The organism is Streptomyces sp. CB00316, from assembly GCF_001905595.1.
GTDB lineage: Bacteria > Actinomycetota > Actinomycetes > Streptomycetales > Streptomycetaceae > Streptomyces.
The window spans coordinates 137671-157913 of sequence record NZ_LIXI01000006.1 but is presented as its reverse complement, the minus strand read 5'-3'; the positions used below and the strand labels follow the sequence as shown (position 1 = coordinate 157913).

Annotated in this window: 19 protein-coding genes and 2 pseudogenes; 14 read left to right on the top strand and 7 right to left on the bottom strand. The window is 72.6% G+C overall.

The window, feature by feature from the left end; genetic code table 11:
* Positions 1-159: 159 nt before the first annotated feature.
* The 3 genes from AMK21_RS18955 to AMK21_RS18945 are packed head-to-tail and all read left to right on the top strand — an operon-like array spanning position 160 to position 3247.
* Positions 160-1476 (top strand): resuscitation-promoting factor, encoded by a 1317-nt coding sequence (locus tag AMK21_RS18955; protein ID WP_073879438.1) that lies wholly within the window; start codon positions 160-162, stop codon positions 1474-1476.
* Complete coding sequence (gene rsmA, locus AMK21_RS18950) at positions 1473-2345, top strand: 16S rRNA (adenine(1518)-N(6)/adenine(1519)-N(6))-dimethyltransferase RsmA (protein ID WP_073879436.1); 873 nt, start codon at positions 1473-1475, stop codon at positions 2343-2345. Before AMK21_RS18955 ends, rsmA begins: the two co-directional genes overlap by 4 nt.
* Positions 2342-3247 carry a 4-(cytidine 5'-diphospho)-2-C-methyl-D-erythritol kinase gene (locus AMK21_RS18945; RefSeq protein WP_073879434.1) on the top strand — a complete coding sequence of 302 codons (906 nt, stop codon included), beginning with the start codon at positions 2342-2344 and terminating at the stop codon, positions 3245-3247. The genes rsmA and AMK21_RS18945 overlap by 4 nt, the downstream gene beginning before the upstream one ends.
* 21 nt (positions 3248-3268) lie before the next feature.
* On the opposite strand, the pseudogene AMK21_RS18940 reads toward AMK21_RS18945, so the two are convergent.
* A pseudogene (locus AMK21_RS18940) lies at positions 3269-3583 on the bottom strand (DUF664 domain-containing protein); the annotation flags it as partial.
* A gap of 28 nt (positions 3584-3611) precedes the next feature.
* Positions 3612-4085 carry a PASTA domain-containing protein gene (locus AMK21_RS37125; RefSeq protein WP_107429949.1) on the bottom strand — a complete coding sequence of 158 codons (474 nt, stop codon included), beginning with the start codon at positions 4083-4085 and terminating at the stop codon, positions 3612-3614.
* Positions 4086-4330: 245 nt separating this feature from the next.
* Between AMK21_RS37125 and AMK21_RS18930 the strand changes: the two genes are divergently transcribed.
* The gene (locus AMK21_RS18930; RefSeq protein WP_073879890.1) at positions 4331-5686 is read left to right on the top strand and encodes an acyltransferase family protein; all 1356 of its coding nucleotides are present in this window, start codon (positions 4331-4333) and stop codon (positions 5684-5686) included.
* On the opposite strand, the gene AMK21_RS18925 is transcribed toward AMK21_RS18930, so the two are convergent.
* Together AMK21_RS18925 and AMK21_RS18920 are read right to left on the bottom strand one after the other, a co-directional pair.
* Positions 5674-5934, bottom strand: coding sequence for a Txe/YoeB family addiction module toxin (locus tag AMK21_RS18925; RefSeq protein WP_073879430.1), 261 nt, complete (start codon positions 5932-5934; stop codon positions 5674-5676). The genes AMK21_RS18930 and AMK21_RS18925 overlap by 13 nt on opposite strands.
* Entirely contained in the window at positions 5931-6182 is a 252-nt protein-coding gene (locus AMK21_RS18920) for a type II toxin-antitoxin system Phd/YefM family antitoxin (protein WP_006125193.1), read from the bottom strand. The genes AMK21_RS18925 and AMK21_RS18920 overlap by 4 nt, the downstream gene beginning before the upstream one ends.
* 134 nt (positions 6183-6316) lie before the next feature.
* On the opposite strand from AMK21_RS18920, the gene AMK21_RS18915 reads away from it, so the two are divergent.
* The 7 genes from AMK21_RS18915 to galK all read left to right on the top strand — a co-directional run bounded on the left by AMK21_RS18915 (position 6317) and on the right by galK (position 16706).
* Positions 6317-8140: an ABC-F family ATP-binding cassette domain-containing protein gene (locus AMK21_RS18915; RefSeq protein WP_073879428.1), complete on the top strand. Its 1824-nt coding sequence runs from the start codon at positions 6317-6319 to the stop codon at positions 8138-8140.
* A gap of 288 nt (positions 8141-8428) precedes the next feature.
* Complete coding sequence (locus AMK21_RS18910; RefSeq protein WP_073879888.1) at positions 8429-10303, top strand: PQQ-binding-like beta-propeller repeat protein; 1875 nt, start codon at positions 8429-8431, stop codon at positions 10301-10303.
* A gap of 85 nt (positions 10304-10388) precedes the next feature.
* Positions 10389-12281, top strand: coding sequence for a PQQ-binding-like beta-propeller repeat protein (locus tag AMK21_RS18905; protein ID WP_073879426.1), 1893 nt, complete (start codon positions 10389-10391; stop codon positions 12279-12281).
* Between the two features lie 242 nt (positions 12282-12523).
* Positions 12524-13243: a response regulator transcription factor gene (locus AMK21_RS18900; RefSeq protein ID WP_073879424.1), complete on the top strand. Its 720-nt coding sequence runs from the start codon at positions 12524-12526 to the stop codon at positions 13241-13243.
* Positions 13244-13480: 237 nt separating this feature from the next.
* Positions 13481-14524, top strand: coding sequence for a galactose-1-phosphate uridylyltransferase (gene galT / locus AMK21_RS18895; protein WP_073879422.1), 1044 nt, complete (start codon positions 13481-13483; stop codon positions 14522-14524).
* The gene (gene galE, locus AMK21_RS18890; protein WP_383853864.1) at positions 14521-15519 is read left to right on the top strand and encodes a UDP-glucose 4-epimerase GalE; all 999 of its coding nucleotides are present in this window, start codon (positions 14521-14523) and stop codon (positions 15517-15519) included. Before galT ends, galE begins: the two co-directional genes overlap by 4 nt.
* Complete coding sequence (gene galK, locus AMK21_RS18885) at positions 15516-16706, top strand: galactokinase (protein ID WP_073879420.1); 1191 nt, start codon at positions 15516-15518, stop codon at positions 16704-16706. The genes galE and galK overlap by 4 nt, the downstream gene beginning before the upstream one ends.
* Before the next feature lie 22 nt (positions 16707-16728).
* Here the strand turns inward: galK and AMK21_RS18880 are convergent, their stop codons facing one another.
* Positions 16729-17169: a GNAT family N-acetyltransferase gene (locus AMK21_RS18880; RefSeq protein WP_073879884.1), complete on the bottom strand. Its 441-nt coding sequence runs from the start codon at positions 17167-17169 to the stop codon at positions 16729-16731.
* Positions 17170-17450: 281 nt separating this feature from the next.
* Here AMK21_RS18880 and AMK21_RS18875 point away from each other — a divergent pair, with 281 nt between their 5' ends.
* Entirely contained in the window at positions 17451-18251 is an 801-nt protein-coding gene (locus tag AMK21_RS18875) for a LuxR C-terminal-related transcriptional regulator (RefSeq protein WP_073879418.1), read from the top strand.
* Here AMK21_RS18875 and AMK21_RS18870 read toward each other — a convergent pair.
* Entirely contained in the window at positions 18210-18707 is a 498-nt protein-coding gene (locus AMK21_RS18870) for a MarR family winged helix-turn-helix transcriptional regulator (RefSeq protein ID WP_073879416.1), read from the bottom strand. The two genes, AMK21_RS18875 and AMK21_RS18870, sit on opposite strands and share 42 nt — an antisense overlap.
* A gap of 89 nt (positions 18708-18796) precedes the next feature.
* Here AMK21_RS18870 and AMK21_RS18865 point away from each other — a divergent pair, with 89 nt between their 5' ends.
* Positions 18797-19612: a trans-aconitate 2-methyltransferase gene (locus AMK21_RS18865; protein WP_073879414.1), complete on the top strand. Its 816-nt coding sequence runs from the start codon at positions 18797-18799 to the stop codon at positions 19610-19612.
* Positions 19613-19640: 28 nt separating this feature from the next.
* Positions 19641-20027 carry a VOC family protein gene (locus tag AMK21_RS18860; RefSeq protein ID WP_073879412.1) on the top strand — a complete coding sequence of 129 codons (387 nt, stop codon included), beginning with the start codon at positions 19641-19643 and terminating at the stop codon, positions 20025-20027.
* Here AMK21_RS18860 and AMK21_RS36125 read toward each other — a convergent pair.
* Positions 20028-20226 (bottom strand): annotated as a pseudogene (locus tag AMK21_RS36125) (Uma2 family endonuclease); the annotation flags it as partial. It lies immediately after the preceding gene.
* Positions 20227-20243: the final 17 nt, after the last annotated feature.

The following is a 20243-nucleotide window of genomic DNA, read 5'->3' as shown; positions in this document are numbered from 1 at the left end:
GCTTTGGAGAGTCACCGGAGCTCCGCTATCGTCCCCGGCGCACAGGGGGGTGGCGGGCGGATCTTCGGGAGTGGCGTGAGCACTTCGCAGGGCAGTCACCGGGCGGCGCGCGGCGGACGGCGTACGGCACTGGCGCCGCCGCCTCCCGCCCCGGCGCCGGTGGCCTTCCCCGACACCTTCCCCGACGCCCTCGCCGGCGGGTTCCACGAGCAGCTGACGGTAGCCGACGGGGTCCTCGTGGAAGGTTACGCACCACGAGCCGCCCACCCGCCGACCGTGGTCGACACCCCGCTCGCCGGGCCGCCGTCCGTCGTGCCCCGCCCACGCCCCACCCGCGCCGACGCCCGGCGGGCCGCCAAGCGCCGCCGTACGTTCGCGGCGAACCCCGACACCTTCCGCCGCTTCGTCCCGCAGGCCCTCGTCGTCGCCTTCCTGGCCGGCGGCACGACCGCGTTCGTCGCGAACGACAAGGCGGTCCTGCTGGACGTCGACGGCACGCCCCGCACCCTGCACACCTTCGCCGACGACGTCACCGAGCTCCTGGCGGACGAGGGCGTCACCGTCGGCGCCCACGACCACATCTCCCCGGCCCCCGGCACCGGACTGGACCACGGCGACGAGGTCACCGTCCGCTACGGCCGCCCCGTCGACCTCACCCTCGACGGGCACCACCGCCGGGTGTGGACGACCGCCGACACCGTGGAGGGGGCCCTGCGCGAGTTCGGGATCCGTGCCGAGGGGGCGTACCTCTCAGCCTCCCCCTCCGCCCGGATCGCCCGCACCGGTCTCACCCTCACCGTCCGCACCGAACGCACCGTGACCTTCATGGCCGACGGCCAGGAGCGCACCCTGCGCACCAACGCCGCCACCGTCGGCGAGGCCCTCGCCCAGGCGGGCATCACCCTGCACGGCCAGGACACCACCTCCGTCGACCCCGCGAGCTTCCCGCGCGACGGCCGGACGGTCTCCGTCCTGCGGATCACCGACTCCCGCGAGGTGCGCGAGGAGAGCATCCCGTACGCCGTCGAACGGAGCGAGGACCCCGAGCTGTTCCGGGGCGTCGAGCGGGTGGAGCGGGCGGGGCGCAACGGCGTGCGCCGCGTCACGTACGCCGTCCGGACCGTCAACGGTGTACGGCAGAAGCCCCGCAGGACCGGCGAGGAGCTGGTCCACCGGCCGGTCAGCCGCGTCGTGCGCACCGGCACCCGGCAGCGGCCCGCCTCGGTCGCCGGGGCGGACGGGCTGAACTGGTCGGCGCTCGCCGCCTGCGAGTCGGGCGGGCGGCCGGGGGCGGTGGACCCGAGCGGTACCTACGGCGGGCTGTACCAGTTCGACACCCGGACCTGGCAGTCCCTCGGCGGCAGCGGGCGGCCCCAGGACGCGCCCGCCGCCGAGCAGACGTACCGGGCGAAGAAGCTCTACGTGCAGCGGGGGGCGAGTCCGTGGCCGCACTGCGGCCGTAGGCTTACCGGGTGAGCAGCACAGAGCCCGACGCCCTCCTGGGCCCCGCAGACATCCGCGACCTGGCAGCGAAGCTGGGCGTACGCCCGACCAAGCAGCGCGGTCAGAACTTCGTCATCGACGCCAACACGGTCCGCAGGATCGTGCGCACCGCCGAGGTCCGCCCGGACGACACCGTCGTCGAGGTCGGCCCCGGGCTCGGCTCGCTGACCCTGGCGCTGCTGGAGGCGGCGGACCGGGTGATCGCGGTCGAGATCGACGACGTGCTCGCGGCCGCGCTGCCCGCCACGGTCCAGGCCCGGATGCCGGAGCGCGCCGACCGCTTCGCCCTCGTCCACTCCGACGCCATGCTGGTCACTGAGCTGCCGGGCCCCGCGCCCACCGCGCTCGTCGCGAACCTCCCGTACAACGTGGCCGTGCCCGTCCTGCTCACGATGCTGGAGCGGTTCCCCAGTATCGAGCGGACCCTCGTCATGGTCCAGGCCGAGGTCGCCGACCGGCTGGCCGCCCGCCCGGGCAACAAGGTCTACGGCGTGCCGTCGGTGAAGGCCAACTGGTACGCCGAGGTCAAGCGCGCCGGGTCCATCGGCCGTACGGTCTTCTGGCCCGCCCCGAACGTCGACTCCGGGCTCGTCTCGCTCGTCCGCCGCGCGGAGCCCATCGACACCACCGCGTCCCGCGCCGAGGTCTTCGCCGTCGTGGACGCGGCCTTCGCCCAGCGCCGCAAGACGCTGCGCGCGGCCCTCGCCGGCTGGGCCGGCTCCGCGCCGGCCGCCGAGGCGGCCCTGGTCGCCGCCGGGGTCTCGCCGCAGGCGCGCGGGGAGGCGCTGACGGTGGAGGAGTTCGCGGCGATCGCGGAGAACAAGCCGGAGGTGTCGCTATGAGCGCCGCAGTCACCGTCCGCGTTCCCGCCAAGGTCAACGTCCAGCTCGCCGTGGGTGCCGCCCGCCCCGACGGCTTCCACGACCTGGCCAACGTCTTCCTCGCCGTCGGCCTGTACGACGAGGTCACCGCCACTCCCGCCGACGAGCTGCGCATCACCTGCTCAGGCCCGGACGCCGCCCAGGTCCCGCTGGACGTCACCAACCTCGCCGCCCGTGCCGCCGTGGCCCTGGCCGAGCGGTACGGCATCACGCCCGCCGTCCACCTCCACATCGCCAAGGACATCCCGGTCGCGGGCGGCATGGCGGGCGGCAGCGCCGACGGGGCGGCCGCCCTGGTCGCGTGCGACGCCCTGTGGGGGACCGGCGCGAGCCGCGACGAGCTGCTGGCCATCTGCGCGGAGCTGGGCAGCGACGTGCCGTTCAGCCTGGTCGGCGGGGCCGCGCTCGGCACCGGACGCGGCGAGAAGCTGACCCCGATCGAGGTGGGCGGGGCCTTCCACTGGGTCTTCGCGGTGGCGGACGGCGGCCTCTCCACGCCCGCCGTCTACGGGGAGTTCGACCGCCTCACGGCCGGCACCGACGTCCCCGAGCCGACCGCCTCGCCCGCGCTGCTGGCCGCCCTGCGCTCCGGTGACTCCGGCGCACTCGCGGCGGCCCTGAGCAACGACCTCCAGCCCGCCGCGCTCTCCCTGCGCCCTTCCCTCGCCGCCACCCTGGCCGCGGGCACGGAGGCGGGGGCGCTGGCCGCCCTGGTCTCCGGATCCGGGCCGACGACGGCGTTCCTGGTCGCGGACGAGTCGGCGGCCCTCAAGGTGGCCGACGCGCTGCTGGCGTCGGGGACCTGCCGGAACGCGCGGGTGGCGCCGGCTCCGGCGCCGGGCGCGCACGTGGTGACGGCGTAAGCCCCTGCGGGAGCCGGCCGCTCAGCGGCCCGTCGAACCGTCGACCAGTTCACGCAGGATGTCCGCGTGCCCGGCGTGCCGGCCGGTCTCCTCGATCATGTGGGCGAGCGCCCACCGGACGCTGGGCGCGGGCTTGCCCGAATCCGGCCGGCGAACCGGTGCGGCCAGGTCGGTGCATCCGTCGAGGACGGCGTTCGCGCTCTCGACCGCCGTACGGTAGCGGGCGACGACCTCGGCCACGCTGTCCGTCGGCGCCGCCCGGAACGTGGCCTGCCAGTCGGTGACCTGGTCCCCGAGGAAGATCGCGCGCTCGACGTACGCCAGGTGGTTGAGCAGGCGAGAACTTGCCGTTCCGGCAAGCCGCTCAGGGTGCGGAGGCCGGGTCGTTCTTCTCGTACAGGTAGCCGTTGAAGCTCGTCGTGCAGTCGCTGAAGTCCTTCGCGAGCCTGACGGTGACCGTGGTGGTGCCCGTGAGCGGGGCGCCGGGCCGGGGGCTGGTCTCGCAGACGTACCAGCTGTCGTGGTCCCGGGGGAGGGCGACGTCCTTGTGCTGGGCGGCGGCCGTCAGACGTGCGGCGGATATGCCCCGGCGGGTGAACTCCGCCTGCGCCTGCTCGTAGGTCTTGCCGTGCAGGGCGGGCATGGCCGGATCGGACGTGGGGGTCGGGGCGTCCGTGGGGGCGGTCGAAGCCGTAGCCGTGGTCGTGGTCGTGGTCGTCCCCACGGTGGCGGGCGCGGTTACCGGTGTGTTGTCGTCGGTCTGCGTACCACCCGAGCATCCGGCCAGAGCGAGCACGCCGACGAGGGCTGAGGGGGCGAGGCAGCGAGGGATCCGCACGGTGCTGGTACTCCGCTTCTCGGGAACAGCGGTGGCTTCTGTCGTCGTCCACGCGGCAAGCGCGGACCCGTCCAGATCCATCCGCGGTACGAAGAAGGTCTGCCCGGATCTCCCACGCGGTACGCGGAAGAGCTGCCCGGAACTCTCCCGCTCCACCGTCGTCGCGCCTCATCCCGCGTACTCAGGAGCCGAGCTGAGTACCCGTACCCTGCCGCTCCACCCCCGCCCGCCGCGAACGTATGACCATGGGATCACCAGTTCGCGTACTCGCCGAGGCCACCCCCGCCACCCGGGACCGCTACGTCGACCTGCTGCGCGTCGCCTCGCTCGCCGCGGTCGTGCTCGGCCACTGGATGATGGCGGCCGTCACCCCGGACGGGGTCGGCAACCTGCTCGCCGTCGTCCCGGCGCTCCAGCCGCTGACCTGGCTGCTCCAAATCATGCCGGTGTTCTTCTTCGTCGGCGGGTTCGCGCACGCGCTGTCGTACCGCTCCCTGCTCCGCAAGCGCCCCGAGGGCTCCACGGACTCCGTCTACGCCGCCTTTCTGCGGGTCCGGCTCCAGCGGCTGCTGCGCCCCACCATGGTCTTCGTGTTGGTCTGGGGTGCGGCCGCTCTCCTGATCCAGCTGCTCGGCGGAGGCGGCGGGCTGACCGATGTCACCCTGCGGCTGGTGACCCAGCCGCTCTGGTTCATCGGGATCTACCTGGCGATGGTGGCGTTCACCCCGCCGCTGCTGAGGCTGCACGAGCGTTACGGCTGGGGCGCCTTCGCCGGGCTGGCGGGTGCGGCGGCGGCCGTGGACGTCCTCCGGTTCGCGGCCGGAGTCCCGTACGTCGAGTTCCTCAACTTCGCCTTCGTCTGGCTCGCGGTCCACCAGCTCGGCTTCCTGCGCGCCGACGGCCGCCTCGGCGCCGGTCCCGGCCTCTCCGTCCTCCGCCGCCCCGCCCTGCTCGCCGGGGGCGGCCTGATCACCGCCCTGGCCCTGGTGGCGTTCGGGCCCTACCCGCTCTCCATGGTCGGGATGCCCGGCGAGAAGGTCAGCAACATGGCCCCGCCCACCCTCGCCCTGCTCTGCCACGGCCTCTGGCTGGTCGGCGCGGTCGAGCTGCTCCGCGCTCCCGCTGCCCGCCTGCTGGCGCGCCCCCGCGCCTGGCGCACGGTGGTGGCCGCCAACGGGGTGGCGATGACCGCGTTCCTTTGGCACCTCACGGCGATGCTCGGGGTGTACGGGGCGATGCTCGCCCTGGACCTCCCGCTCCCCGAACCCGCCACCGCCGCCTGGTGGGCCCAGACCCCGCTCCGCCTGGTCGCCGCAGCCGTTCTCACCGCGGCCCTGGTCGCCACCTTCCGCACCTTCGAACGCCCGGCGCCCGCCGCAGGCGTTCAGGGCCACGGCCCCCTCGCCGCCCTCGGCGCGACGCTCTGCCTGCTCGGCGTGCTCGGCCTCTCCATGGTCGGCTTCGCCGGCCTGCTGGAGGGCCGCACGGCCCTGCTCATCGCGGTCCCGGTCACCGCCCCGGCCGCCGTCGCGACGACTCTGTGCGGCTGGCTGCTGGTGGAGCGGGCGGGGAGGGGGCGGGGCGCGCGTCAGCGACCGTAGTGGTAGCGGCAGGCAGCGACGCGGACCTCGTCATCGACCACCTTGTGGATGAGCCGGTGCTCGTCGGTGATGCGGCGGGACCAGTACCCGTGAAAGCCGTGCTTCAGAGGTTCCGGCTTGCCCATTCCTTCGTTGCCGTTCCGGGCGATGTCCTGGAGCAGCGCGTTGATCCTCTTGAAAATCTTGCGATCCTGGCTCTGCCACCAGACGTAGTCGTCCCACGACGACTGGTCCCACACGAACTTCACTCCGCAAGCTCCTGTACCGTGCCGCCGCCGCTCTCCAGGCGGTCGATCGAAGCCAGCAGCCGACGGGCGTTCTCCGGGCTCCGGAGCTGGTACGCGGTCTCCTTGAGGGACTCGTACTCGTCGAGCGCCACTATCACCACGGGCTCGTGGCCGGCGCGCGTGACCACGACCTCTTCGCGGTCGTCCACGACTGCGCTCAGGGTCTCGGCGTACTTCGCCCTTGACTCCGTGTAGGTCATGGTCCTCATGCTGCGCCTCCTGTACGTCATCCTGTACGTACAGGAAACTGTACTGCACGTGCCTACTGGCGAGACCGCACACCTCGCCCCCTCCGCCGCGCCGTACCCTGGGAAGGTCGATCAACCCCCCAGGCAGGAGTGAAATGGCCGTCAATCTGGTCAATGTCGAGCAGGTCAGCAAGGTGTACGGCACCCGTGCCCTGCTCGACGGTGTATCCCTCGGGGTGTCCGAGGGCGACCGGATCGGTGTCGTGGGCCGCAACGGCGACGGCAAGACCACCCTCATCCGGATGCTCGCCAAGCTGGAGGACGCGGACACCGGCCGCGTCACCCACAACGGCGGGCTGCGCCTCGGTGTCCTCACACAGCACGACTCCCTGGACCCGGCGAAGACCATCCGCCAGGAGGTCATCGGCGATCTCGCCGACCACGAGTGGGCGGGCAGCGCGAAGATCCGCGACGTGCTGACCGGGCTCTTCGGGGGGCTCGCCCTGCCCGGCTTCGAGCACGGGCTCGACACCGTGATCGCCCCGCTCTCCGGCGGCGAGCGCCGTCGTATCGCGCTGGCGAAGCTCCTCATCGACGAGCAGGACCTGATCGTCCTGGACGAGCCCACCAACCACCTCGACGTCGAGGGCATCTCCTGGCTCGCGGGCCACCTGCGGACCCGGCGCTCGGCGCTCGTCTGCGTCACCCACGACCGGTGGTTCCTGGACCAGGTCTGCACCCGCATGTGGGACGTCCAGCGCGGCACGGTCCACGAGTACGAGGGCGGCTACAGCGACTACGTCTTCGCCCGCGCCGAGCGTGAGCGGATCGCCGCGACCGAGGAGTCCAAGCGGCAGAACCTCATGCGCAAGGAGCTGGCCTGGCTGCGCCGCGGCGCCCCCGCCCGCACCTCCAAGCCGCGCTACCGCATCGAGGCCGCCAACGAGCTCATCGCCGACGTGCCGCCCCCGCGCGACACCAGCGAGCTGATGAAGTTCGCCAACGCCCGCCTCGGCAAGACCGTCTTCGACCTGGAGGACGTGACCGTCCAGGCCGGGCCCAAGACCCTCCTCACCCACCTCACCTGGCAGCTCGGACCCGGCGACCGCGTCGGCCTGGTCGGCGTCAACGGCGCGGGCAAGACCTCGCTGCTGCGCGCGCTGGCCGAGGCCGCCCGTACGCAGGGCGACGAGCAGCCCGCCGCCGGGAAGGTCGTCGTCGGCAAGACCGTCAAGCTCGCCTACCTCTCCCAGGAGGTCTCCGAGCTCAACCCGAACCTCCGGGTCCTGGAGGCCGTCCAGCAGGTCCGCGACCGGGTCGACCTCGGCAAGGGCCGCGAGATGACGGCGGGCCAGCTCTGCGAGCAGTTCGGCTTCACCAAGGAGAAGCAGTGGACGCCCGTCGGCGACCTCTCCGGCGGTGAGCGCCGCCGCCTCCAGATCCTGCGGCTGCTGATGGACGAGCCCAACGTCCTCTTCCTCGACGAGCCCACCAACGACCTGGACATCGAGACCCTCACCCAGCTGGAGGACCTCCTCGACAGCTGGCCCGGGTCGATGATCGTGATCTCCCACGACCGGTTCTTCATCGAGCGCACCACGGACAAGGTCATGGCGCTCCTCGGCGACCGAGCCCTGCGCATGCTGCCGCGCGGCATCGACGAGTACCTGGAGCGCAGGCGGCGGATGGAGGAGGAGGCCACCCCCTCCGCCGCCCCCGCCCCTTCGCGTGGCTCCTCCGCCGCCCCGGCGGCACCCGCCGTCTCCGCGCAGGAGGCCCGCGCCGCGAAGAAGGAGCTCCAGAAGGTCGAGCGGCAGCTCGACAAGCTCTCGACCCGGGAGACCGCGCTGCACAAGCGGATCGCGGACAACGCCACGGACTTCGAGAAGGTCGCGGGGCTCGACGCCGAACTCCGTGAACTCGTCACCGAGCGCGACGAGCTGGAGATGCGCTGGCTGGAACTGGCCGAGGACGCCTGAGAGCGGCCCGGCACGGAGGGGCGGGTCCGCGCGACGCCGACCTCGGTGACTGACCGTCACTTTCCGCCGGTCGTAACGGGCGCATCACAGCGCGGTTCTCCCTTGGGAACAGGGGGTGGACCGATCCCGTGTTCGACAGCGGGTGGGTGGTACAAAGAAGCCCCGCCCGACTGTCGCAACACCGCGGAAGCCATGCCCGATTCGCTCCTTTCCGAGGGGAATTGAACCCTCCCGGAATCGCGGGGGAGACCGGATCGGGCACCGGACCGCACGAAGGGGGACGTGCTGATGAGCCAGCCGCCCAGCCAGCAACCGCCGCAGGGGGGCTTCGGAGCTCCGCAGGAGCCGCCGCAGGACCAGCCGCCGGCCCCGGCCCAGCCGCCGCAGGCGCCGGTCGGCCCGCCGCCGACGCCGCCCCCGAGCGGCCCGGCGTACGGCTACCCGCAGACGCCCCCGGCCCCACAGCCCGGCTACGGCTACCCCCAGGCGCCGGGACAGGCGCCCGGCGAGGCCCCCGGCCCGTACGGCCAGCAGCCCTCCGGCCCGTACGGTCAGCAGCCCGGCCCCTACGGCCAGCCCGGTCCCGGCGGCTACGGCCAGCCGGCCCCCGGCCCCTACGGCCAGCCCACGCAGCCCGGTTACGGCTACCCGCAGCAGCAGTATCCCGGCGTTCCCGCCCCAGGCGGATCCGGCGGCAGCGGCGGTCCCTTCAAGGGGAAGACCGGCGTCCTCGCCGCGGCGGCGGTCGCCGTCGTCCTGCTCGTCGGCGCGGGCGCCTGGTACGTGGTGAGCGACAGCGGCGACGACCCCAAGAAGCCGGTCGCGGGCCCCAGCGAGGACGCCAAGGGCTCCGAGGCGCCCAGCGCGTCCCCCTCCGTCGACGAGGGCGACGGCACCGGCGGTGGCCGGGAGACGGACGACGACCTCAACGCCGGGCGCAAGCCGGGCGAGGCCAAGGTCGCCTGGCTCCAGAAGAACGAGGTCGACCTCCCGCGCAACGGTGGCGAGATCCGCGGCCCCTGGTTCGTCGGCGACACGGTGGTCACGGCCCTGTACCGCGGGATCTCCGGCTACTCGGTCGCCGACGGCAAGAAGAAGTGGACCGTCGCGCTCCCCGCCGACATCTGCGCCACCCCCAACACGACCTCCCCCGACGGCAAGATCGTCATCGGCATCCAGAACGGCACCACGGACCGGTCCACGTGCTCCGTGATGCAGATGATCGACCTCAACACCGGCAAGGCCGGCTGGAAGTCCGAGGTCAAGAAGAGCGGTGCCTTCGACCTGATCTCCGACATAGGCCTCGCCATCAGCGGGAACACGGTCACCGCCGGGCGGACCAGCTACTCCAGCGCCTACCGGGTCAGCGACGGCAAGCAGCTGTTCGGCACCCCCACCGGCAACTGCAGGACCTTCGCCTTCGCCGGCGGCCCGAAGCTGATCGCCGCCGCCAACTGCCGTAACGACGACGTCGACAACCCGCAGCACCAGCTGCAGGAGCTGGACCCGGTCACCGGCAAGGCCAAGTGGACCTACCAGCCGCCGCGCGGCTGGGAGATCAAGAAGACCTACTCGGTGAGCCCGCTCGTGGTCTCGCTGGAGAACAAGAAGAAGAAGCAGTGGTCGGTCGCCGCGTTCACCGACAACGGCAAGCTCCGGTCCCAGATGAGCCCCGCCAAGGGTGACCTGGTCACCGCCAACTGCGGTGGCCTGCTCAGCATCTTCGGCCAGCAGCTCGAAGGGTGCTCCGGGGTCGCCGCCGACGCCAGCACCCTCTACATGGCCACCAAGACCGACACCACCGGCTCCGCGCGGACGAACAAGGTCGTCGCCTTCGACCTGAACACCGGCAAGCCCAAGTGGACGGTGCCCGCCCCGGCCGAGCGCACCGTGAGCCCGATCGGGATGGAGGGCGGCAAGGTGCTGCTCTACGCGGAGCCCCGGTACGACAAGCCCGGCGCCATCCTCACCATCCCGCCGACGGGCGGTTCCACCAGCGTCCTGCTCCAGCACCCGGAGGGGACCAACCGGATCGAGAACAGCCTCTTCGGGGGCCTGAACACCGTGTACCGGGACGGCCGCTCCTTCATCCTCCCCAAGCGCATCTCCGGCAGCGACGACGGCGAGATGGAGCAGGCGACGGCGCTGGTGTTCTCCAAGTGACCGCGCACGACGGCATCCGAAGGCGGCCGGCCCCTTTCGGCCGGACGCGACCCAGCCCCCACACATCTTCCGAGGTACGTACGCGATGACCCAGCCGCCGCAGCAGCCGCCCAACGAGCCCCAGCCGCCGAACCAGCCCCCGGCGGGTCCTCCCGCCGGCCCGCCCTCCGGCGGATTCGGTGCCCCGCAGGACCCGCCGCCCGGTGGGTTCGGTGAGCCCACCCCGCCGCCCGCGGACCCCTTCGCCAAGCAGCCCCCGCCCGCGGCGCCGCCCACCCCGCCCGCCGGAGGCTACGGCGCGCCGCAGGGCGGTTACCCGACCCCGCCGGCCCCGCAGCCCAACGGGTACGGCTACCCGCAGGCCCAGCAGCCCGGTTACGGCTACCCGCAAGGAGCCCCTGGCCAGCCGGGGCAGCCCGGCTACCCGGGCCAGCCCGGCATGCCGCAGCAGGGCTACGGCTACCCCACCCAGCCGATGTACGGCGCTCCGCAGCCCGGCCCGGGCGACGGCGGCAAGAAGTTCAGCACCCAGATGCAGATCATCGTCGCCGCGGCCGTCGCCGTGGTGCTGATCATCGGCGCGGCCGTCGTCTACACCTCCACCAAGGACGACGGCGACAAGGGCGACCAGGCCTCCACGTCCGGCTCCACCGGTGGCGGCGAGGGTACGGGCGGTGAGGGCAAGGGCGGCGGCCTGGCCGGTGGCAGCGAGAAGGCACCCGGCAACACCGGCTCCAAGGTCGCCTTCCAGCTCCCGCAGCCGGAGGTCGCCGACGTCACCTCGGTCAAGGGCTCCTGGCTCACCGACAAGGCGTACGTGAAGTCCGGCGTCAACGAGGTCGTCGCCCACGACCGGGACAAGGGCACCGAGCTCTGGTCCGTGCCGGTCCCCGGCGAGGTCTGCGGCGCCTCCCGCCACATGACCAAGGACTACAAGTCGGCGATCCTCTTCAAGGAGGGCAAGCCGACCAAGGAGAAGAAGTACCCCGCGTGCAACCAGGTCGGCGTGGTCGACCTGGCCGTCGGCAAGCTCCTGTGGAGCAAGTCCGTCACCGCCGCCACCGGCGGCGACCGGCCGGTCCAGTTCGACGAGGTCACGCTCAGCGGGACCACCGTGGCCGCGGGCGGCACCTCGGGCGGCGCGGCCTTCGAACTGACGACCGGCGCCGAGCTCTGGAAGCCGAAGGTCGGCGCCGACCGCTGCTACGACATGGGGTACGGGGGCGGCGAAGCCCTCGCCGTGGTGCGCAAGTGCGGCTCGTACGACAGCCCGCAGCTCCAGATCCAGGCGCTGAACCCGGCGACCGGCGCACCGCTCTCCTCGTACCAGATGCCCGCCGGCGTCGACTACGCGTCCATCGTCTCCACCAAGCCGCTGGTGGTCGCGGCCAACGTCGGCGACACCGCCAACGACGGCAGCGGCATCTCCGACTTCTTCTCGATCGACGCGGCGACCGGCAAGCTGATCGTGCGGATCTCCGCCGACGCGGAGAAGTACGCGGCGCGCTGCGGCTCCACCGATGTCGAGAGCTGCAGTGCGGCGGTCGTCGGCAACAACCGGCTCTACGTGCCGACCGAGGACCACGACGGTACGAGCGAGTACGGCGACACCAACGAGGTCGTCGCCTTCGACCTGACCACCGGCAAACTGCTCGGCGGCCGGGCCGACGCGGGTGACCGCTACAGCCTGGTCCCGCTCCGGATGGACGGCACGAACGTCATCGCGTACAAGCGGCCCCCGTACGACAAAGGCGGCCAGGTCGTCTCCATCGACGGGGAGACCTTCAAGCAGACGCTGCTGATGGAGAACCCGGGCGACGAGTCGGTACGGGACGCGGAGACCGCGTTCAGCGCCGACCGCTCCGAAGTCCTCTACGGCGAGGGCCGCCTCTTCCTCTCGAAGCAGCTGATCAGCGAGCGCCGCGACAGCCAGGCGGACGAGAAGCTCTACCTCGCGGTGGGCTTCCGCACCGACTGACCGCCCCGCGTCACTCCGTAAGTTCCCCGACAGCCCTGCCAGTTGATCACCGACTGGCAGGGCTGATCGTTTTCTGCCAGGTGCTCGGTCTTCAAGTGACTCCGAATGACGCAGAATTCGGCACTCCGGGGAGCTTCTCCCCCGTAAGGGGCACAAGGCGTCGAACAAGCGTGTACGTTGCCGGGGCAGGAGCCCGGGGGGCCGATATCCAGGGCGTACGAGGGCACTTGGGAGCTTGATCGATGAGCGTGCGGCTCATGGTGGTCGATGATCACCGCCTGCTCGCCGAGGCACTCGCCTCGGCGCTGAAACTGCGCGGGCACCGGGTGCTCGCGGCGGCCGCCCCGACGTCCGGGTCGGCGGAGCTGGTGGTCAGCAGGGCCCCGGAGGTCTGCCTCTTCGGTACGGCGTCGCCCGCCGCGCCGGGGGTCTTCGACCCGATCGTGCGCATCGGCCAGGAGCGCCCGCAGGTGGCGGTGGTGGTCCTCGGCCCGGTGCCGAGCCCGCGCGGGATCGCCGCGGCCTTCGCGGCCGGGGCCGCGGGGTACGTCCGGCACGACGAGCGCATCGAGGGCGTCGAGCGGGCGATACTGAAGGCGCGGGCGGGGGAGAGCGCCGTCGCCCCGCAGCTGCTGCACGGCGCCTTCGCCGAGCTGCTCAACCCGGCGGCCCGGCCCGACGACGAGGGCCGCCGCCTGCTCCGGATGCTGACCCCGCGCGAGGCGGAGGTCCTGCTGCGGGTCGCCGAGGGCGAGGACACCCGGCTGATCGCGGCCGGGATGCGGATCGCGCCGAGCACCGCCCGTACGCACGTCCAGCGGGTCCTGATGAAGCTGGGCGTCGGCTCCCGGCTGGAGGCGGCCGCCCTCGCGGCCCGTACGGGGCTGCTGGACCGGGCGGCGGGCGACGGCGACCACGGGGGCACGCGCCAGGGGCCGTACGTCCCCGGCCGGAGCGGGTGACGTAGTGCCCCTGCGGGCACGGCGGCCGGGCCCTCCCTCGCGAGCATCGGGACGTTGAAGAACGAGAACAGTCTCGTTTGGTTCTTGTTCGATCGTGATCGAGTGCGGCGGAATGCCCGGGCATCCCATGTGGCGGCGTCACGGGTGGCCCGTGGCGGTGGCGACCATTGACGAGAGTGTTGGGTTGTGATTTGTTATGGGCGTTTATGTTGGTTGGGGGACGGGTGGAGGACTTTGGTGAAGAAGACGGTTACGCGCCTGGCCGACGGCCGTGAGCTGATCTATTACGACTCGGCGGACGGCACCGTCCGCGACGCCGTCGACCGGCGCCCGCTGGACGCGGTGTCGACCTCCTCGGAGATCCGCCGCGACCCGCTGCTCGGTGACGCGGTCGCCGTCGCCTCGCACCGCCAGGCCCGCACCTACCACCCGCCGGCCGACTCCTGCCCGCTCTGCCCCACGCGGGACGGGCACCTCGGCGAGATCCCCGACAGCCACTACGACGTCGTCGTCTTCGAGAACCGCTTCCCCTCCCTCGCCGGCGACTCCGGCCGCTGCGAGGTCGTCTGCTTCACCTCCGACCACGACGCGTCCTTCGCCGGCCTCACCGAGGAAAGGGCCGCGCTCGTCCTCGCCGCCTGGACCGACCGCACCGCCGCGCTCTCCGCGCTCGACCAGGTCACCCAGGTCTTCTGCTTCGAGAACCGCGGCGCCGAGATCGGCGTCACCCTCGGCCACCCGCACGGCCAGATCTACGGCTACCCCTTCGTCACGCCCCGCACCGAGCTCATGCTCCGCTCGGCGGCCCACCACCGCGAGGAGACCGGGGGCAACCTCTTCGACGACGTGGTCGCCCGCGAGGAGAAGGACGGCACCCGGGTCGTCCTCGCCACCGACCACTGGATCGCCTACGTCCCGTACGCGGCGCACTGGCCCTACGAGGTCCACCTGCATCCCCGCCGCCGCGTTCCCGACCTGCCCGCACTCGACGAGGCGGCGCGTACAGAGTTCCCACAGGTCTATCTGGAACTCTTGAGGCGCTTCGACCGGATCTTCGGACCCGGCGAGCCGCCGACCCCGTACATCTCCGCCTGGCACCAGGCACCGTTCGGGGTTCCCGGACGGGAGGACTTCGCCCTGCATCTGGAGCTTTTCACCATTCGCCGTACCTCCGGCAAGCTGAAGTTCCTCGCGGGTTCCGAATCCGGCATGAGTGTGTTCATCAACGACGTGCCGCCGGAAGCCGCGGCCCAGCGACTGCGAGAGGTAGCGAGCCAGTGAGCAACCCCCGGAACGTGCGCGACCCGAAGAAGAAGTACCTGGTCACCGGTGGTGCCGGTTACGTCGGCAGTGTGGTCGCCCAGCACCTGCTGGAGGCCGGGCACGCGGTCACCGTCCTGGACGACCTCTCCACCGGCTTCCGCGTCGGCGTCCCGGCCGGCGCCACGTTCATCGAGGGCCGCATCCAGGACGCCGCCCGCCACCTCGACCCCTCCTACGACGGGGTCCTCCACTTCGCCGCGTTCTCCCAGGTGGGCGAGTCCGTCGTGGACCCGGAGAAGTACTGGGTCAACAACGTCGGCGGCACCACCGCCCTCCTCGCCGCCATGCGTGAGCACGGGGTCCGTACCCTCGTCTTCTCCTCCACCGCCGCGACCTACGGCGAACCGGTCTCCAGCCCCATCACCGAGGCCGACCCCACCGCCCCCACCAGCCCGTACGGCGCCTCCAAGCTCGCCGTCGACCACATGATCAGCGGCGAGGCGACCGCCCACGGCCTGGCCGCCGTCTCGCTGCGCTACTTCAACGTGGCCGGGGCGTACGGGAGTTGTGGCGAGCGCCACACGCCCGAGTCCCACCTCATCCCGCTCGTCCTCCAAGTGGCCCTGGGCGAGCGCGAGTCGATCTCCGTCTACGGCGACGACTACCCCACCCCCGACGGCACCTGCGTCCGCGACTACATCCACGTCGCCGACCTCGCCGAGGCCCACCTCCTCGCCCTGGACGCGGCCGCCCCCGGCGAGCACCTCATCTGCAACCTCGGCAACGGCAACGGCTTCTCGGTACGCGAGGTCATCGAGACCGTCCGCAAGGTCACCGGCCACGCGATCCCCGAGGCCCCCGCCCCGCGCCGCGGCGGTGACCCGGCCGTCCTCGTCGCCTCCGCCGCGACCGCCGTCGAACGCCTCGGCTGGCAGCCCTCCCGCGCCGACCTGGCCGGAATCATCGCCGACGCCTGGCAGTTCGCCCGCCGAGAGGAGTCCACCACCCCATGACCGAGACCGTCGCGACCGCCGAGGCATCCGGTCCCGTCCCCGCCGCCACCTTCACCGAGCTGTACGGGGGTGAACCCCACGGCGTCTGGGCGGCACCCGGACGGGTGAACCTCATCGGCGAGTACACCGACTTCAACGACGGCTTCGTCATGCCGCTCGCCCTCCCGCACACCGCCCGCGCCGCCGTCTCCCCGCGCACCGACGGCGTCCTGCGGCTGCACTCCTCCGACGTGCCCGGCGGCGTCGTCTCCCTGCGCGTCGAGGAGCTGGCCCCGCACTCCGGCCACGGCTGGGCCGCCTACCCGGCGGGCGTGGTCTGGGCGCTGCGCGAGGCCGGCCACCCGGTCACCGGGGCGGACATCGCGCTGAGCTCCACCGTCCCCACCGGCGCCGGGCTCTCCTCCTCCGCCGCCCTGGAGACCGTCACGGCGCTCGCGCTGAACGACCTGTTCCACCTCGGCCTGGGCGGGCCCGAACTGGCCGTGATCGGGCGCCGCGCCGAGAACGACTTCGTGGGCGTGCCCTGCGGGATCATGGACCAGATGGCGTCGGCCTGCTGCACCGAGGGCCACGCCCTGCACCTGGACACCCGCGACCTCACCCTGCGCCAGGTCCCCTTCGACCCGGCGGCCCAGGGCCTCACGCTCCTGGTCGTCGACACCCGGGTCAAGCACGCGCTCGGCGACGGGGCGTACGCGGAGCGCCGGGCCGGCTGCGAGGAGGGCGCCCGGCTCCTCGGGATACCCACCCTGCGCGACCTCCCGTACGACGGTCTCGACGCGGCCCTGGCCACGCTCGCCGAGGCCGGGGCGGACGAGTCCGTCATCCGGTACGTCACCCATGTCGTCGGCGACAACCGCCGGGTGGAGCAGGTCATCGCCCTGCTGGACGCGGGCGAGGTGCGGGCGGCGGGCCCGGTACTGGACGAGGGTCACCGCTCGCTCCGCGACGATCTGCGGGTCTCCTGCCCGGAGTTGGACCTCGCTGTCGCGGCGGCGCGGGAGGCCGGGGCGCTCGGGGCGCGGATGACCGGCGGGGGCTTCGGCGGCTCGGCGATCGTGCTGGTGGAGGCGGCGCAGGCCGACGCGGTGGCCGAGGCCGTCACGAAGGCGTTCGCCGCGGCGGGGCACGCGGCGCCGGGGATCTTCGCCGCGACCCCCTCGGCGGGAGCGCGCCGTCTGAGCTGAACCGGCTTACGGGCGGGGCTGTTCAGAGCCGCTTGATCAGGATGAACTCGGTGACGCCGGGCGGGTAGTCCTCGACCCGGCCGATCTCCTCGTACCCCTGTTTCCGGTAGAAGTCCGGGGCCTGGAAGTCCCACGTCTCCAGCCGGGAGCGGGTACAGGCCCGCTCCGTGCGGGCCACCCGCTCGGCCTCGGCGAGCAGCTGTGAGCCGAGGCCGGAGCCGCGGTGGCGGGCGTCGACCCAGAGCAGGTCGACATGGAGCCAGTACGCCCAGGTCCGCCCGGTCAGCCCGCCGGCGACCGTGCCCTGCTCGTCCAACGCCCACACCTCCAGCGGGACTTCGTGCTCGGCGGAGGTGGAGAGCAGTGCGCGCAGGCCGTCGGAGGCCGCGACGTTGTCCTCCTGCAGGCGCTTGCTCAGCAGACGGTGACGTTCTTTGTCCACTTCTGTCTCAAGACGGAACATGAACCCCACCATAAACACCCCGGTATCCGCCCCGGGCCATCAGTTCCGCGAATCGCCTTCCCCCTCCGGTCCCCGCCCGTACGCTGATCCCAACACCGGTGGGGGCCGGTGTCGAATCAGGGGGCGAGAGAGTCGGGTACGGTGCCCGGAGCGGGGTGGCAGGCGGTGCGGACGACGGCGGTCGGCCCACCACGGTCCACCCGGAAGGCTGGCCACGGGTCGGCCGGATGCTCCGGACGCCGTACCCGCGGCTGTCCGCCCCCGCAGATGGGGGTCTCTCTGTGGCTCGAATCCGGGTTCTGGTGGTCGACGACCACCGCATCTTCGCCGAATCGCTCGCGGCGGCCCTCGCCGCCGAAGCGGACGTGGACGTGGCGGCGGCGGGCAGCGGCCCGGCCGCGCTGCGCGCACTGGAGCGCGCGGCCGCCGAGGCACGCCCGTACGACGTGATCCTGGTCGACGCCGAGCTCGGCGCCCTGGCCCACGGCGGCTCCCTGTCCACCGGCGGTGTTCCGGCGCTCCCCGTGCCCCGGCAGGAGGAGGCGGCCCTCGTCGACGGCATCTCGCTGGTCGCCGTGGTCCACGCCGCCCGGCCCGGCCTGCGCTCGGTGGTACTCGCGGAGAAGGACGACCCGCGGTGCGCCGCCCGGGCGCTCCAGGCGGGGGCCTCGGGGTGGGTGGCCAAGGACTGCTCGCTGCAGCGGCTGCTCACGGTGATCCGGGGCGTGCTGCGCGACGAGACGCATCTGCCGCCCGCCCTGCTGACCGGGGTCCTGCGGGAGCTGACCACGGACCGCAAGCACCGCACCGAGAGCGAGCAGCTGGTGGAGTCCCTGACGCCCCGCGAGCGCGAGGTGCTGCGCTGCATGGTGGCGGGGCTGGGGAGGAAGGCGGTCGCGGAGCGGCTGTTCCTCTCCCCGCACACGGTCCGCACCCACATGCAGAACGTGCTGGGCAAGCTCGGGGTCCACTCGACGCTGGCCGCCGTGGCGCTCGCCCGGCGGGCCGGGGTCGGTCCGGCGGAGCCCGTAGCGGTCCGGCTATCCGGGGGTGTTGTCGAACGGGGCAGTCAACCGGCGTAGCAGCCCGGCCAGTTCACCGCGTTGATGACGGGAGAGCTCGCCGAGGATGGCCCGCTCCTGGTCGAGGAGCCCGGCCAGCGACTGGTCGGCCTTGTCGCGCCCCTCGGCGGTCAGCCGGACCAGGACACCGCGCCGGTCGCTGGGGTCGGGGAGCCGCTCGACGAGGTTCTTCTTGGTGAGCCGGTCGATACGGTTGGTCATCGTGCCCGAGGTGACCAGGGTCTGGGTCAGCAGCTGCCCGGGGGAGAGCTGGTACGGGGGCCCGGCGCGGCGCAGCGAGGTCAGTACGTCGAACTCCCACGGCTCCAGGTTGTGCTCGGCGAACGCTATGCGGCGGGCGCGGTCGAGATGGCGGGCCAGGCGGGAGACGCGACTGAGCACCTCGAGTGGTTCCACGTCGAGGTCGGGGCGCTCCCGGCGCCATGCTGCGACCAGTCGGTCGACCTCGTCCTCCATGTGGATCAGTGTAGAGGGTCTGTCGACATGAAGTCTCTTGAATTCGAGTGTCTTGACATCAAGATATTCTGCGCGTGATCCTGTCTCCCATGACACCCACGACGCCCGCGGCCGAACCCACCTGGGATCCGCGGCAGTACCTGCGCCACGCGGACCACCGCACCCGCCCCTTCCACGACCTCCTGGCCCGGATCGGCGACCTCCCCGGCCACCCCGCGCCCCGCATCGCCGACCTCGGCTGCGGCGCCGGCAACGTCACCGCCCTCCTCGCCGACCGGTGGCCGCAGGCCCGTATCACCGGCTACGACACCTCCCCGCAGATGCTCGCCGAGGCCGCCGCACACGCCCGCCCGCCCCTCCTCGACTTCGCCGAGACCGACGCCGCCACCTGGACGCCCACCGAGACGTACGGCCTGATCGTCTCCACCTCCGCGCTCCAGTGGATCCCCGGCCACGCCGCGTACTTCCCCCGCTGGATCGACGCCCTCGCCCCCGGCGGCACCCTCGCCTTCCAGATACCCGGCAACTTCACCGCCCCCAGCCACACCCTCCTGGCCCAGCTCCGCGACTCCGACCGCTGGCGTCCCCGCCTCCACGGCACCGGCGAGCGCACCGCCGCCGTCCTGGAGCCCGCCGACTACCTCACCCGCCTGCGGGACCTGGGCTGCACGGCAGACGTCTGGGAGACCACCTACCTCCAGACCCTGCACGGCGACGACGCCGTCCTCGACTGGGTCAAGGGCACCGCCCTGCGCCCCGTCCTCACCGCGCTGGCCGACGACGCCGAGGCCCGCGACGCGTTCGTCACCGCATACCGCGACCTGCTGCACGAGGCGTACCCCCCGGGCCCGTACGGCACGGTCTTCCCGTTCCGCCGCATCTTCGCCGTCGCCCGCAAGCCGTAGACCGAGCCCCAGCCCGCAAGGAGACCCGATGACCGCCCCCGCAGGCCTCGCCGCCGTCGACCACGTCCAGCTCGCCACCCCACCAGGCTCCGAGGCCGCCCTGCGCGCCTTCTACGCCGACGCCCTGGGCATGACCGAGATCCCGAAGCCCCCGGTGCTGGCCGCCCGCGGCGGCTGCTGGTTCGCCGCCGGTCCCGTCCAGCTCCACCTGGGCATCGAGGAGGACTTCCGCCCCGCCAAGAAGGCCCACCCGGGCCTGCGCGTCACCGGGATCGTGGAGTACGCGGCCCGCCTGGAGGCCCACGGCATCCCCACGGAATGGGACGACGACCTCCCCGGCCACCGCCGCTTCCACGCCCACGACCCGGCGGGCAACCGCCTGGAGTTCCTGGAGCCGGACGCCGACGCCGCGTGAGTACGACGTCTGCTCCATCCCCTTGGTGTCAGCCTCGCTGCGAATGACGGAGACGTCGGGCTCCGGTCCATTGAGCCGGTCCAGTACCACGGTCATCTCCCGACGGATCTTCACCTCCGGCGGTGCTGTCCACGGTGTATCCGTCCTGCGGGGGCACCGGCCAGCGGGAGCTGTGCGCGGTGGTCGGCTCGGCGGTCATGGTTCCTCCCATGGACG

Coding starts and splice junctions, on each gene's coding strand:
- AMK21_RS18900 (WP_073879424.1), top strand. CDS start 12,524: ATGAGCGTGCGGCTCATGGTGGTCGATGATCACCGCCTGCTCGCCGAG.
- AMK21_RS18860 (WP_073879412.1), top strand. CDS start 19,641: ATGACCGCCCCCGCAGGCCTCGCCGCCGTCGACCACGTCCAGCTCGCC.
- AMK21_RS18870 (WP_073879416.1), bottom strand. CDS start 18,707: ATGGAGGACGAGGTCGACCGACTGGTCGCAGCATGGCGCCGGGAGCGC.
- galK (WP_073879420.1), top strand. CDS start 15,516: ATGACCGAGACCGTCGCGACCGCCGAGGCATCCGGTCCCGTCCCCGCC.
- AMK21_RS18920 (WP_006125193.1), bottom strand. CDS start 6,182: ATGAGGACCATGACCTACACGGAGTCAAGGGCGAAGTACGCCGAGACC.
- AMK21_RS18910 (WP_073879888.1), top strand. CDS start 8,429: ATGAGCCAGCCGCCCAGCCAGCAACCGCCGCAGGGGGGCTTCGGAGCT.
- AMK21_RS18930 (WP_073879890.1), top strand. CDS start 4,331: ATGGGATCACCAGTTCGCGTACTCGCCGAGGCCACCCCCGCCACCCGG.
- AMK21_RS18945 (WP_073879434.1), top strand. CDS start 2,342: ATGAGCGCCGCAGTCACCGTCCGCGTTCCCGCCAAGGTCAACGTCCAG.
- AMK21_RS18865 (WP_073879414.1), top strand. CDS start 18,797: ATGACACCCACGACGCCCGCGGCCGAACCCACCTGGGATCCGCGGCAG.
- AMK21_RS18915 (WP_073879428.1), top strand. CDS start 6,317: ATGGCCGTCAATCTGGTCAATGTCGAGCAGGTCAGCAAGGTGTACGGC.
- AMK21_RS18880 (WP_073879884.1), bottom strand. CDS start 17,169: ATGTTCCGTCTTGAGACAGAAGTGGACAAAGAACGTCACCGTCTGCTG.
- AMK21_RS18905 (WP_073879426.1), top strand. CDS start 10,389: ATGACCCAGCCGCCGCAGCAGCCGCCCAACGAGCCCCAGCCGCCGAAC.